Annotated in this window: 12 protein-coding genes and 1 riboswitch; of the genes, 7 read left to right on the forward strand and 5 right to left on the reverse strand. The window is 64.2% G+C overall.

Features of this window, described 5'->3' with window-relative positions:
- Positions 1 to 115 precede the first annotated feature (115 nt).
- A complete protein-coding gene (locus HU764_RS15585; protein WP_186680624.1) occupies positions 116 to 835 on the forward strand; it encodes a tellurite resistance TerB family protein in 720 nt (239 codons plus the stop codon).
- 87 nt (positions 836 to 922) lie between these two features.
- Here HU764_RS15585 and HU764_RS15590 read toward each other — a convergent pair whose 3' ends face one another.
- Positions 923 to 1,156: a hypothetical protein gene (locus HU764_RS15590; protein ID WP_186680621.1), complete on the reverse strand. Its 234-nt coding sequence runs from the start codon at positions 1,154 to 1,156 to the stop codon at positions 923 to 925.
- Between the two features lie 212 nt (positions 1,157 to 1,368).
- Here HU764_RS15590 and HU764_RS15595 point away from each other — a divergent pair, with 212 nt between their 5' ends.
- The gene (locus HU764_RS15595; protein ID WP_186680618.1) at positions 1,369 to 2,274 is read left to right on the forward strand and encodes an alpha/beta fold hydrolase; all 906 of its coding nucleotides are present in this window, start codon (positions 1,369 to 1,371) and stop codon (positions 2,272 to 2,274) included.
- 20 nt (positions 2,275 to 2,294) lie between these two features.
- On the opposite strand, the gene HU764_RS15600 is transcribed toward HU764_RS15595, so the two are convergent.
- From HU764_RS15600 to HU764_RS15615, 4 genes are read right to left on the reverse strand one after another with little or no spacing between them, the layout of a single operon-like run.
- Positions 2,295 to 3,314: a FecCD family ABC transporter permease gene (locus tag HU764_RS15600; RefSeq protein WP_186680616.1), complete on the reverse strand. Its 1,020-nt coding sequence runs from the start codon at positions 3,312 to 3,314 to the stop codon at positions 2,295 to 2,297.
- Positions 3,311 to 4,279, reverse strand: coding sequence for an ABC transporter substrate-binding protein (locus tag HU764_RS15605; RefSeq protein WP_186680614.1), 969 nt, complete (start codon positions 4,277 to 4,279; stop codon positions 3,311 to 3,313). Before HU764_RS15605 ends, HU764_RS15600 begins: the two co-directional genes overlap by 4 nt.
- Complete coding sequence (locus HU764_RS15610; RefSeq protein ID WP_186680612.1) at positions 4,276 to 5,061, reverse strand: ABC transporter ATP-binding protein; 786 nt, start codon at positions 5,059 to 5,061, stop codon at positions 4,276 to 4,278. The genes HU764_RS15605 and HU764_RS15610 overlap by 4 nt, the downstream gene beginning before the upstream one ends.
- A gap of 46 nt (positions 5,062 to 5,107) precedes the next feature.
- A complete protein-coding gene (locus HU764_RS15615) occupies positions 5,108 to 7,246 on the reverse strand; it encodes a TonB-dependent receptor (RefSeq protein WP_186703435.1) in 2,139 nt (712 codons plus the stop codon).
- Between the two features lie 109 nt (positions 7,247 to 7,355).
- Positions 7,356 to 7,562, reverse strand: a riboswitch (cobalamin riboswitch).
- A 219-nt stretch (positions 7,563 to 7,781) separates the two neighbouring features.
- Here HU764_RS15615 and nikA point away from each other — a divergent pair.
- Genes nikA through nikE form a run of 5 tightly spaced genes read left to right on the forward strand, consistent with a single transcriptional unit; the run spans position 7,782 to position 12,766 of the window.
- Positions 7,782 to 9,356, forward strand: a complete 1,575-nt coding sequence (nikA, locus tag HU764_RS15620; protein ID WP_186703436.1) for a nickel ABC transporter substrate-binding protein — start codon at positions 7,782 to 7,784, stop codon at positions 9,354 to 9,356.
- Position 9,357: 1 nt separating this feature from the next.
- Positions 9,358 to 10,299, forward strand: a complete 942-nt coding sequence (gene nikB, locus HU764_RS15625) for a nickel ABC transporter permease subunit NikB (protein WP_186703437.1) — start codon at positions 9,358 to 9,360, stop codon at positions 10,297 to 10,299.
- Complete coding sequence (gene nikC / locus HU764_RS15630) at positions 10,296 to 11,141, forward strand: nickel ABC transporter permease subunit NikC (RefSeq protein WP_099454533.1); 846 nt, start codon at positions 10,296 to 10,298, stop codon at positions 11,139 to 11,141. The genes nikB and nikC overlap by 4 nt, the downstream gene beginning before the upstream one ends.
- Positions 11,142 to 11,912, forward strand: a complete 771-nt coding sequence (gene nikD, locus HU764_RS15635) for a nickel import ATP-binding protein NikD (protein WP_186703438.1) — start codon at positions 11,142 to 11,144, stop codon at positions 11,910 to 11,912.
- On the forward strand, positions 11,909 to 12,766 hold the full coding sequence (gene nikE, locus HU764_RS15640) for a nickel import ATP-binding protein NikE (RefSeq protein ID WP_186703439.1): 858 nt from the start codon (positions 11,909 to 11,911) through the stop codon (positions 12,764 to 12,766). The genes nikD and nikE overlap by 4 nt, the downstream gene beginning before the upstream one ends.
- Positions 12,767 to 12,817 lie beyond the last annotated feature (51 nt).

Genomic DNA, 12,817 nt, shown 5'->3' on the forward strand with positions numbered 1-12,817 from the left:
TCGGGGCAAACCTGGCTAAGTAACGCTTAGCCGTCGGCCAAACGGTCATGGCGAATCGCCTTGAGGGGGCTATCGTTGCATGTCTGGTCAACGACTACCGACCGAGGGCGGGGCCATGAACACCAGTGATCTTCTCGAACAGTTACTTCGGGCCGGGCAAGGCTCGCAAGCGCAACAAGGCAGCGGCGGCCTGTCATCACAAGATGGCCTGGGCGGTTTAGGCGGCTTGCTGGGTGGTCTGCTTAACGGCGGCAGCGCCGCGGGTGGCGGTGGTGGCCTTGGCGGTCTACTGGGCGGCCTGTTGCGGGGTGGCGGCAGCGCTGGCGGCGTTAGCCAGGGGCGCGCCACGGGTGGCACCAATTACGCGGCCCTGGCGTCGCTGGGCATGATGGCGTTCCAGGCCTATCAAAGCTGGCAGCGCAGCCAGGCAGCAGCCCCGCAACAGGCCGTGCGTACTGTCGATCAATTGTCCGGCCTCGAGGCCGAGGGCCACAGCCATGCAATCTTGCGCGCGCTGATTGCGGCAGCCAAGGCTGATGGGCGCATCGACGAGCAAGAAGAACAGTTGATCTACGCAGAAATCAAACGCCACACCGGCGACCCGCAACTGCAGCAATGGCTGGATGACGAAGTCAGCAAACCCCTCGACGCTGCCGAAGTGGCACAGTCGGCACAGGACCCGGCCATGGCCGCGGAGATGTACCTGGCCAGTGTGATGCTGGTGGATCACCAGCAGGCCGCAGAGCGGGCCTACCTTGATGAACTGGCCAGCGCTCTGCAAATCGACCCGACCTTGCAGGTGCACCTGGAACAACAGGCCAAGGGAGCCGCCTGACCGGGCTGAGATGCCTGCGCGATTTCATTAACCTGAAGCCCGCGCAGGTATGGTCCCGAGCGTAAACAGCCTGTGAGGTTGTGCTGTTTAGCTGTCACCTTCCTGCACACTGACCCTCACGCCCGTGCTAGCGATTTCGTACTCGGATTCCGATATCTGCCGCACCGCCCCACCGGATTGCATTTCAAAATGCACCGGACCTTCATGCCGAATCATTCCATTGGGCGAGCGCTCAACGGTCTCATCCTGATAAATGTTGATCACGTAGACCACATTATCCGTACCCACCCCGACTTTTTTCCCAACGTATTTATCCGCCATATCCGTTCGCCTTGAGTGAAACCTCACAGCGGCTGCACCTGGGATGCAGACCGTTAAAGCCTGTACGCAATGGCGCAAGCGGTCTGTGCGCTACCGTACAGACGCTTCGAATCAGATAGCCACCGCAGGCGAATTAGACAGGCTGGATGGTATCCTTCAGCGGTTTCAACCCGTTGGCGCTAGCGGACGGCGAACGACAAAAGGAAAATGTCATGCGTACACGCACCCTCCTCGCGGCATTCGGCGCCGCGTTCACGTTGCTGTCAGCCCCGGCATCGGCCACCCAGCCGGCACCTGTGACGCCCGCACAGGTGAACAAAGACCGCATTTCGGTAACGGTCGAAGGCAGCGGCCCAGATGTGATCTTGATCCCAGGTTTGGCGTCTTCCCGCGAGGTCTGGCGTGATCTGGCCACCCGCTTGCAGCGCAGCCACCGCCTTCATCTAGTACAGGTCGCAGGTTTCGCCGGCGCACCTGCGGTGTCCGACTCGCGTGGAGAAGTCGTGGCGCCGACGGCCGAGGCCATCGCTGACTACATCCGCACCCAGCACCTCAAGGCCCCGGTCATCATTGGTCACTCGTTGGGTGGTGAGGTGGCGCTGATGCTCGGCGCGCGTCACCCCGATCAGGTCGCGCGGCTGATGGTCGTCGACGCCCTGCCCTTCTACACACTGCTCATGAACCCTTTCGCAACCCGCGAGACAGCCGAACCGCAGGCGGCTGCATTCCGCGATTCGCTGCTGGCGTCAACGCCTGAGCAGGCTGAAGCCCTGCAGCGTGTATCCGTTGCCCGCCTGGTAAAAAGCGAAGCAGCCCGGCCTGCGCTGCTTGCGGCGGCGACAAGCTCGGATCGGCAGACCACGGCGCAAGCCACTTACGAACTGATGACCACCGACCTGCGCCCAGAGCTTGATCGCATCCAGGTGCCGGTCGAGGTCGTCTATGCCTATGACCCGGTGTACGGCATCCCCGCGGCCAATGTCGAGGCGACCTTTCGCAACGCCTATGCCAACACTCCGCACATCAACTTCACGCGCATTGACGATAGCTTCCACTTCGTCATGCTCGACCAGCCAGAAGCGTTCGCCAACGTGGTCACTGATTTCCTGCAGCCCTAGCGGGCGCTTGCCACCGCCGTTCAGCGCTTGAGCAGGGCAATGAAAAACAGCCCGCCAAGCGCCGCGGTCGCAATGCCGATCGGCAGGTCTTGCGGGGCGATCAGGGTGCGTGCAGCCACGTCTACCCAGACCAGGAAAATCCCCCCCAGCAGTGCGCTCATCGGCATCAGCCGGCGGTTTTCCGCACCCACCAGCGCCCGCGCCATGTGCGGCACCATCAAGCCGACGAAGCCGATGGCACCGGAGAGCGACACCAGTACACCGGTCAGCAACGAGGTGCAGGTGAACACCTGCAGGCGCAGGCGTCGGCCGCTGAAACCCAGGCTCACTGCGGTCTGCTCACCGCTCATCAGCGCATTCAGCCCGCGCCCCATGACCTGCAAGGCAACCAGCCCCAGCACCACGCAAAGCGCCGGCAACCAGAGGACATGCCAACGCGCCGCCCCCAAGCCTCCCAGCATCCAGAACACCACCGAGGCGGCGGCGTGCTGATCGCCCGTGTACAGCAGCAGGTTGACCACGGCCATCAACACGAACGACACGGCGACGCCCGCCAGCAGCAGGCGGTCGCTTTCCATGCGGCCATGGCGCCGCGCCACCGCGATCACCAGCAGCATGCTCGCCGCCGCGCCCATGAACGCCGCCAACGGCAGGCTGAAGGCGCCGATGAATTCGCCGAGGTAGAGCATCACCAACACCGCCCCCAACGCCGCGCCGGAGCTGACGCCCAGCAGGTGCGGGTCTGCCAGGGGGTTGCGGGTTACGGCCTGCAACGCCGTGCCGACCAGCGCCAAGCCTGCCCCCACCAAGGCCCCCAGTAAAACCCGGGGGGCGCGAATCAGCCAGACGATCTGCGCCTGGCTCTGGGACCACTCGCCTGACCCGGCGATGCCCAGTTGCTGGCCGACGATCCCGGCCACGTGGCCCAGCGGTACCGATGCGGGGCCGAATGCCAGGGCGATCAGGCACGACACCAGCAACAATGCTGTCAGCATCACGATCAACCACCGGTAGGCCACAGGGCTGTGCCCGACCCTCATTGAACGGCACCTTGGAACAGCTGCGGATGCAGGGCAGCAGCCAGCTTCTCGATGGCCCGGGCGTTCTCGACAGCGGGCGTTACCTCCAGGTAAGTCAGCACAATGAAGCGCTGCTCACGAATCGCCTGCACGTCTTTCAACGCCGGCTGGCGCAGCAAGAAATCGCGCTTCTGCTGCCAGGTGCTAGGGCCATAGTCGACGATCAGGATGACTTGCGGGTCGCGCTCCACCACACTCTCCCAGTTAACCTGGGTCCAACTGGCAGACACGTCTTCCATCACATTACGACCGCCTGCCGCCTCGATCAAAGCCTGGGGTACGCCCAGCCTTCCCGAGGTGGTCGGGCGGTCTTCGCCACTGTCGTACAGAAACACACGGGGTGCAGGCTGCGCGTGTTCGACCCGGCGCTGCACGTCACCGATGCGCGTGCGCATGTTCGCGATCAAGGCGTCGGCCTGGGGCTCGACGGAAAAAATCCGGCCTAGATTGCCCAGGTCGCGATAAACGTCATCCAGGCTGGCCCGTTGCTGGGCCATGACCCACGAACACGACTCGCTCAGCTCGTACACCGGGATACCGAACGGCGCGAGGGTGCTGGGCGTGACTGGCCCACCGACCTGCATGCCGTAGTTCCAGCCGGCAAAGAACAGGTCGGTTTCAGCCGCCAGCAAGGTTTCGATGGCGGGGTAACGGCTGGCCAGCGGTGGTACGCCCTGCAGCGCTGCATCCACCCACGGGTCGCGGTGCTTGCTGGCAGTGAAGCCGGTGTAGCCGATGATGTGCTCGCCCAGTCCCAGGTGCAGCAGCATGGCGGTCATGTTCACGTCGTGCACCACGACCCGCTGCGGTGGCTGGGTGAACGTTATGTTGCGGTCACAGCTGCGCACGCTCAGGGGGAAATCGCTGGCCATCGCCGGCAGCGCGGTCAGCAGTGCCAGCAGGCCAATCAGGTAGCGGACGGTCATGGTCGAGTGATCCAGGTAATGCGTGGGTAGGGATGCAGGGGATGCGGGTCGACCAGCGCCTCGACGCCGAATACCTGCAGCAGCAGCGCGGGGGTCAGCACCTGCTGTGGCGTACCACAGGCGACGATGCGCCCGCCGTCGATGACGTACAGCCGATCGCAAAACGCAGCCGCCAGGTTGAGGTCGTGGAGGCTGGCCAGAATGCTCAGGCCCAGGCCACGCAGGTGCTGAAGCAGCTCCAGCTGGTAGCGTGGGTCGAGGTGGTTGGTTGGCTCGTCGAGTAGCAGCAGCTGTGGCGTCTGCACCAGCGCCCGGGCCAGCAGCACGCGCTGTTTCTCGCCGCCAGACAGGCTGGCAAAGGCCCGTTCGCCCTCGCCGGCAAGGCCAACTTGCGCCAGTGCCTGGGCCACTTGCCGGGCGTCCTCGGCCGTGTCGCCGTCGAACAAGCCCTTGTGCGGTGCGCGCCCCATCGCAACGATGTCGCCAACGCTCAAGCCAAACGCGTCGGGAAACTCCTGCAGCACCACCGCGATGCGTTGTGCGCTCCAGCGTGCGCTGCGTTGCCAAAGGTCATCACCGCCAAGGCGCACACGGCCCTCGGCAGGTTCGTTGGCGCGGTAGGCGCACCGCAGCAGGCTGGTCTTGCCGCTGCCATTGGGGCCGATCAAGCCGACGAACTCGCCCTGTTCCACCCGCAGTTCCACTCCCTGCAGCAGCGGGCGCGGCGGCTGTCCCCGTTCAAGCAGGGCCCAGTCCAGGGCCTCGATGTGCAGTTGCGTCATGGGCATCACCTCCAGGAAGCACCGGCCAGGGGCCGGTGCGACAGGCTCAGAAGCTGTAGTCAGCCGTGACGAAGAACGAACGCGGTTCGCCCAGGTACCACTGCCGGCCGTTGTTACCCGTGGTGGTGACGTACTGGCGGTCGAACAGGTTGTTCAACTGCAGGCCCAGGGTCAGGTCCGGTTGCACGTGCCAGTCGATGTTGGCGTCAACCACGGTGTAGCTGGGCACCTCGACGGTGTTGGCGTTGTCGGCGTAGCGGCTGTCGACATAGCGCGCCCCGGCGCCGGCACTGAAGCGTTGGCCGAAGTCTTTGCTCAACCACAGGTTGGCGGAGCGGCGCGGCACGTTGATCGGCTGGTTGCCGGAGTAGTCGTTGGCGCCACTGGCAAACTCGTCATACTCCGCGCGCACCCAGGCGGCGTTGGCCGACAGCTGCACGTCGTATGGCAGGCGCAGTTCGAGGGTGGCCTCGATACCGTCCGACGACTGTTGGCCGACCTGCTGTTGCAGCGTGGGGTTGAGCGGGTCGGTGCTCAGCAGCTTTTTCTTGACGATGTGATACGCCGCCAGCGTCCACTCGCCTCGCCCGTCAGGCAGCCTGTGCTTGATGCCGGCTTCGGTCTGTTTGGCGGTGCTCAGGTCCCATTGCTGCTGCGCGGCGTTGAGGGTGAGCAGGTTGCTCACACCTTCGGTACTGGTGGCGTACTGGCCATAAACCGACAGGTCCTCGGTCAGCGCGAACACCAGGCCGGCGCGCCAGTTGTCGCCAGACAAGCTGCGATCGGTGCGGGTATCGGCATCCAGGTCGTCGCGGTTCAGGTGCACCTGGTCGCGGCGTGCACCGGTGATCAACGACAGGCGCTCGGTGAGTTGCGTGCGGTTTTCGGCGAACAGCGAGAATTGCTTGGCCTGGTTGGCCTCGCGCGAGCGGTAAGGGTCGTCGCTGATGTACTCGCCCCCACCGGAACCGGACAACGGCACGGTATCGGTCAGGGTGTTGCCGAAGTCGTGCTTGCGCACGAAACGGATCGTGTTGTAGTCGGCGCCCACCACGGTCTGGCTGTCCAGGCCGAACAGTGGGTGTTGCAGGGTGAACGACTGGCGATCGCCGAGCTGTTCCTGGGTCTGCTTGATGCTGATGAAGCTGCTGCGCCGCACCTGGTCGCCTGGCAGCCAGGTGTAGGTCTCGGCGTTGCGCCAGCGGCGCTGGGCCTTGAGGAAGTACAGCTGGTTGCTGGCGGTGAGGTTGTCGTTGATCACCCAGTCGGTGACCAGCCGCGTCGACTGGTCGTTGTAATGCACTTCGGCGTTGTCGACGTTGTAGTTGTGATCGCGCAGCGACTCGCGGTAATGCCCGTCCACCAACGGCGTCCCCATGTACTGCTGCGGGTCTTGGTCTCCGTAGTCGTGGCTGAGGGTGAAGCTCAGTTCATCGCTGGGCTGCCAGCGCAGCGCGCCGCTGATGGCGAGGCTCTGCGAATCGCCCCGATCGACCCAGCCGTTGCTGGCCAGCTTGTTGAGGTTCAGGCGGTAGCTCAAGGTGTCGGTCAGCGAGCCGCCGCTGTCCAGGGCCATCTGCCGACGGTCATCCGAGCCGTAGCCCAGGCGCAGGTGATTGCGGATTTCGCCTTCAAAGGGCTTCTTCGGCAAGACGTTGACCACCGCACCGGTAGCGCCCTCCCCGTACAGCACCGAGGCCGGGCCGCGCAGCACATCGATGCGCTCGACCGACCAGGTATCGACCGGGAAGGTCACGGTGCCGGCGCCCACGTAAAGCCGGGTACCGTCGTACAACTGCATGGTCGAGCTGTGCCCGGTGAAGCCGCGGGCCGACAAGGCCGTGCCGCCGTTGCCAGGGGTGCCGATGAAGGTGATGCCGGGTGAACGGGTGACTGCGTCCTGCACCGTGGCATTGTTGCGCGTGAGGATTTGCTCGGCACTGATACTGGTCACGCTGGCCGGGGTTTCCAGCGGCGTCAGGCCAAGCCGCGAACCACTGGTGCCTGGGGTATGCAGGCCGGGCTGAGGGTTGTGCTCGGCCGTGCCGGTAATGTCCGTGGCCGGTAGCGCCAAGGCGTTGTCCGCCTCGGCGGCGTGGGCGGCAACAGAGAGAAACACACAGGGCACCAGGCTGGCGTGCAGCAGCGTACCTGGCAGAGAACTGAACAGCGAATAACGGGACATGTCGTTCCACTTGAAGCAGGAATGAAAGAATCCCGGAGGGAACAACGCAAAGAGGAATCGCGGACGAGCACGCCCACGGAAACCGGCCTGCGCCCGCCCACCGCGGGTTTGCCAAACGATGCTTCAGGCCGGTCTCCGGGCTCGCGAGGGTCATGAAGCCTTCACCTTCCCATGCCAGGGCACAGTGGTGTCTTGAATGCTTCGCTCGCATACCGTTGCGGGGGCAGCGCCGGACTGATCATCGAACGATGACGAACCGGCTTCCCGTTTCACCCCATGCACGGCGGCAGGGGGCACCTGAAACAGGCGCGCAGATGACCATCAAAAGGCCGCTGCGTCAACCGGCTTGTGGCAAACAGGTCGCCTGAGCTCGCCACTTCAGGCCCTGGGCGAACGCGTCACGGTTCAATCATCGCCAGGGCTTTCTACTGCCTTTTCTGGCGCGGCATTTTGTAACGTTCAGTAAGAAGTTTTTGCATGGACATCATTCCCACCACTCTTTAGCCTTACGCCTCCGTCGAAGTGGGGACCCCGTGTGAAGCAGCAGTCAGCTAAACGAAAGCCCGCCCTCTGGGGCATTCTCATGGTCGCCGCGAGCCTCTGCGCACACGCAGACAGCACACCCCAACAAAGCCCGACGCTGGTGTATTCCTGGCCCGTTAACGCAGGCCCACTCGACCCACGCGGCTACTCGCCCAATCAGATGTACGCCCAGGCCATGGTGTATGAACCGCTGGTGCGTTACAACTCGGCGGGCACTGTAGAGCCGTGGTTGGCACAGGCTTGGCAAGTCTCCGACGATGGCAAGACCTACACCTTCACCTTGCGAGATGACGTGCGCTTCAGTGACGGCACGCCATTCGACGCTGCAGCTGCCAAGGCCAACCTGGATGCCGTCCTTGCCAATAGCCAACGCCATCGCTGGATGGAGCTGGTCACCACCCTCGACCACATCGAGGCCCCTGACCGGCTGACCTTGCGCCTGGTGCTCAAGCACCCGTACTACCCAACGCTGATGGAACTGGCCCAAGTGCGCCCGCTGCGCTTCGGGTCCCCACAGGCCAAACCTGGCGAACCCGCCGGCACCGGCCCATGGATGCGCGTCGAATCGCGCTTGGGCGAGTATGACCGCTTTGCCCGCAACCCCTTTTACTGGGGCACAAAGCCGGCCTATGGCGAGGTACTGGTAAACGTCATCCCTGATCCCAACAGCCGCGCGATGGCCCTGCAGGCCGGCGAGCTCGAGCTGATTCAAGGGGCCGCCGGCGAGATTACCGCCGGCACGTTCGTGCGCCTGCGCGACCAAGGCTTCGCCACCGCCCTCTCGGCACCGCTGGCTACCCGCACCCTGGCGATGAACACCGGGCATGGCGCCACCCGTGACCTGGCCGTGCGTCAAGCGATCAACCAAGCGGTGAACAAGCAGGCCATCATCGACAAGATTCTGTATGGCCTCGAGCCCCGTGCCGATACCCTGTTCGCCAGCAACATGCCCTATGCCGACATCGGCCTGAAACCCTACGCCTACGACCCTGCCCAAGCCGCCCGCGAACTTGACGCTGCCGGCTGGACCCTGACGGCAGGCGCAACGGTACGTAGCAAGGCCGGTGAACCGCTGTCGATCGAACTGGTGTTCCTCGGCACCAGCGCACTGCAGAAGAGCCTGGCCGAAGTGCTGCAAGGCGAGCTGGCTAACGTCGGCATGCGCATCGAATTGCGCGCGGTCGAAGAAGGTGGGCTGGTCCGGCGCCAGCGCGATGGCGACTTCGGCATGATCTTCGCCGACACCTGGGGAGCGCCCTACGACCCGCACTCTTTTGTCAGCTCCATGCGCTATGCCGGCCATGCCGACTACATGGCACAGCGCGGTTTGGCGATCAAGGACGAACTGGACCGACGCATTGGCCAGGTACTGGCAAGTACCGACGCGCAGCAACGCGCCGAACAGTACCGGTACATCCTCACCTCCTTGCATGAGCAAGCCGTGTACCTGCCGATTTCCTACCTTACCGCCATCAGTGTTCGCCGCGACTCCGTTGCCCATGTGCAATTCGGCAGCACGCTGTTCGACGTGCCGTTCGAAGCCATGACACCGAAGCAGGGAGACTGACATGCTGCGCTATATCCTGCTGCGGCTGGCACTGCTGGTACCGGTAATGCTCGGGGTTTCACTGCTGGTCTTCGTGCTGCTGCACCTGGGCAGCACCGACCCGGCCCTGGACTACCTTCGCCTGTCGCACATCCCGCCGACTGACGCGGCCATTGCCGAAGTCCGCCATACCTTGGGCCTCGACCGGCCGTTGTTTGAGCAGTACCTGACCTGGCTCGGGAAGGCCGTGCAGCTGGACTTCGGTATTTCATACCTCACGGGGCGGCCGGTGCTCGACGATCTCCTTTACTACCTGCCCGCCACCTTGCAACTGGGCGGCCTGGCCCTGGCCTGCACCCTGCTGCTGTCGATTCCGCTTGGCCTGGTGGCTGCGCGCTGGCAAGGGCGCTGGCCCGATCACGCCGTCCGCGCGGTGACGTTCCTGGGTGTCTCGATGCCCAACTTCTGGTTGGCGTTTCTGCTGATTGCGCTGTTTTCCCTTTGGCTGGGCTGGCTACCGCCACTGGGCCGCGGCAGTGCCGGGCATCTGGTGATGCCGGTACTGGCGATTGCCCTGATGTCGATGTCGATCAACGCCCGCCTGCTGCGGGCAAGCCTGCTGGAGGCCAGGGGCCAGCGTTATGTTACCTACGCCCGTGCCCGCGGGCTGCCCGAGCGCCGGGTATGGCGTGACCACGTGCTGCGCAACGCCTGGCTACCCTTCGTCACGGCCACCGGTATGCACATTGGGGAATTGATCGGCGGGGCACTGGTAATCGAGACCATCTTCGCCTGGCCCGGCGTCGGCCGCTTCGCGGTGTCGGCGGTGCTCAACCGCGACTTTCCGGTCATGCAGTGCTTCACCCTGCTGCTGACAGGCCTGCTGATGGTCTGCAACCTGGTGGTGGATGTCTGTTATGCCTGGCTCGACCCTCGCAGCCGTCTTGAAGGGGTGGACGCATGAGTGTACTGGCCATCTTCCGTCGCGCTACGCTGGCCGGCCAGGCCAACCTGATTGCAGGGCTGGTACTGGTCAGCGTGCTCTGCATGTTGGCCGTGTTTGGCCAATGGCTTGCCCCGCACGACCCGGACCTGGTCGACCTCGGCCGACGCCTGATGCCACCGGACAGCAGCCACTGGCTGGGCACCGACCACCTTGGCCGCGACGTGCTGTCCCGGTTGATCGTCGGCACACGGCTGTCGCTGGGCAGCGTAGTGCTGACACTGGCGCTGGTGCTGTTTCTGGGCTTGCTGGTGGGCGGGGTGTCCGGGTTTGTCGGTGGCAAGGTCGACCTGCTGCTGATGCGCCTGTGCGACATGTTCATGACCTTCCCCACGCTGGTGCTGGCGTTTTTCTTCGTCACCCTGCTGGGTACTGGCCTGAGCAACGTGATCATTGCCATCGCCCTGTCGCACTGGGCATGGTATGCGCGCATGGTGCGCGGCATGGTCATCGCCCAACGCGGCCGCGAATACGTGATGGCATCACGTCTGGCCGGTGCCTCACGTTGGGCGCGGCTGCGCCAGCATGTGCTGCCGAACATTGCCGGCCCGTTGCTGGTGCTGGCCACGATGGACATCGGGCACATGATGCTGCATGTCTCGGGGCTGTCCTTCCTCGGCCTTGGCGTCACCCCGCCCAGTGCCGAATGGGGGGTGATGATCAACGATGCCAAGGAGTTCATCTGGACCCAGCCGCAACTGCTGCTGTTGCCCGGGCTGATGATCTTCTTCTCGGTAATGGCGTTCAACCTGCTGGGCGATGCGTTGCGTGATCGCTTGGACCCAACCCAGGAGGCTCATTGAATGCCCGTGTCGACGTTACAGCTCAAAGGCCTGTGTATCGAAGGGCGTGCTGGCGTGTTGGTGGACGACGTAGACCTGCAACTGCGCCGCGGTGAAGTCTGTGCCCTGGTCGGTCACAGCGGATCGGGCAAATCGCTCAGTTGCCTGGGCTTGCTTGACGTACTGCCGCCAGGCCTGCGCCGTACACGCGGCCAGTTGCTGCACGATGGCAAGCCATTGGCGGCCGATCAGGTGCGTGGGCAACTTGCCAGCCTGATCCTGCAGAACCCACGCAGTGCATTCAACCCTGTGCGCAACATGGCTAGCCATGCCCAGGAAACCCTGAAACTGCGAGGGGTCGTCGGCAGCGCTGCACGTACGCGCATGGATGAATGCCTGGAGGCCGTGGGGTTGGATGACCGCAGTCGGGTCCTGCAGTCGTTCGCGTTCCAGCTCAGCGGTGGCATGTTGCAGCGCATGATGATCGCCCTTGCGCTCATGGCCGAAAGCCCCTTTCTGCTGGCGGACGAGCCCACCAGCGACCTTGACGCCGTGAGCCAGGCGCGCTTTCTCGACCTGCTCATGAAACTGGTGCAACAGCACAAGCTTGGCGTGCTGCTGGTGACCCATGACATGGGGGTGGTTGCCCGCTGCGCCGACCATGTCACGGTGATGGAAGCGGGGCGCGTCGTCGAGCGGCAAACAGTGCATGGCCTGTTCGATCAACCAGCCAGCGCCACCGCCCGCACCCTGCTTGAAGCCCATCAGCTACTAAACGGGAGCCAGCCATGAGCCTGCTGCACGTTAACCAACTCGGGCATGGCTACCGTTCCGGAGGGCTACTGAGCAGACGCGGCTGGCTGCAGGTGCTCGACGGCATTGAGCTTGAGCTGCAGCCCGGTGAGTCGCTCGGCCTGCTCGGCAGCAGCGGCAGCGGCAAGAGCACGCTTGCCCGGTTACTGCTGGGCCTGGAGAAACCCGCGTGTGGCCAGGTGACATTTGCCGGCCAAGAGGTCAGCCGACTGCGCGGCGGTGGGGCCCGTGCTTTCTTGCGCGCCGTTCAGTTGGTACTCCAGGACGCGCCCAGCGCGTTCAACCCGCAACGCAGCATCGGCTGGAGCATTGCCGAGCCGTTGCGTCACCTGAGCGAGCTGGACGAAGCTGCACGCAACGCCCGTACCGTGGAGCTACTAGAGCACATGGGCCTGCGCAGCGAGCATGCCGAGCGCCTGCCGCACCAATTCAGTGGCGGCCAGCTGCAGCGCGCCAATATCGCCCGCGCGCTGGCCATCTCACCCAAACTGGTGATACTGGACGAGGCCTTGTCAAACCTGGACCGGGTGTTGCAACTGCAACTGCTGCAGCGCCTGGATGCACTTCGACGCGAGCACGGCACCGCGTTCTTGCTGATCACCCATGACCTGAGCCTGGTGCGCTACTTCTGCCAGCGGGTGGTCGTGTTGGACGCCGGGCGTATCATCGAGGAGCGTCAGATAGACGGTAGGCTTTCGTTCGATCACGCCGTTGGCAAGCAGCTACAGGCCGCAGTACTGCCGGTGCGGCCAACAATGCGCGAGCCTGAGGCAGGGTCGCCGGCCGCCTTGTCACCTGCGTCAGTTCGGGCGACGACTAGACTGAGTGTCTGACCCAGTCGGTGGCTAGCAAAGCTGCCTGCCTGCGCCAGCCCCAGAGCCCGA

It is taken from the genome of Pseudomonas kermanshahensis, assembly GCF_014269205.2.
GTDB lineage: Bacteria > Pseudomonadota > Gammaproteobacteria > Pseudomonadales > Pseudomonadaceae > Aquipseudomonas > Aquipseudomonas kermanshahensis.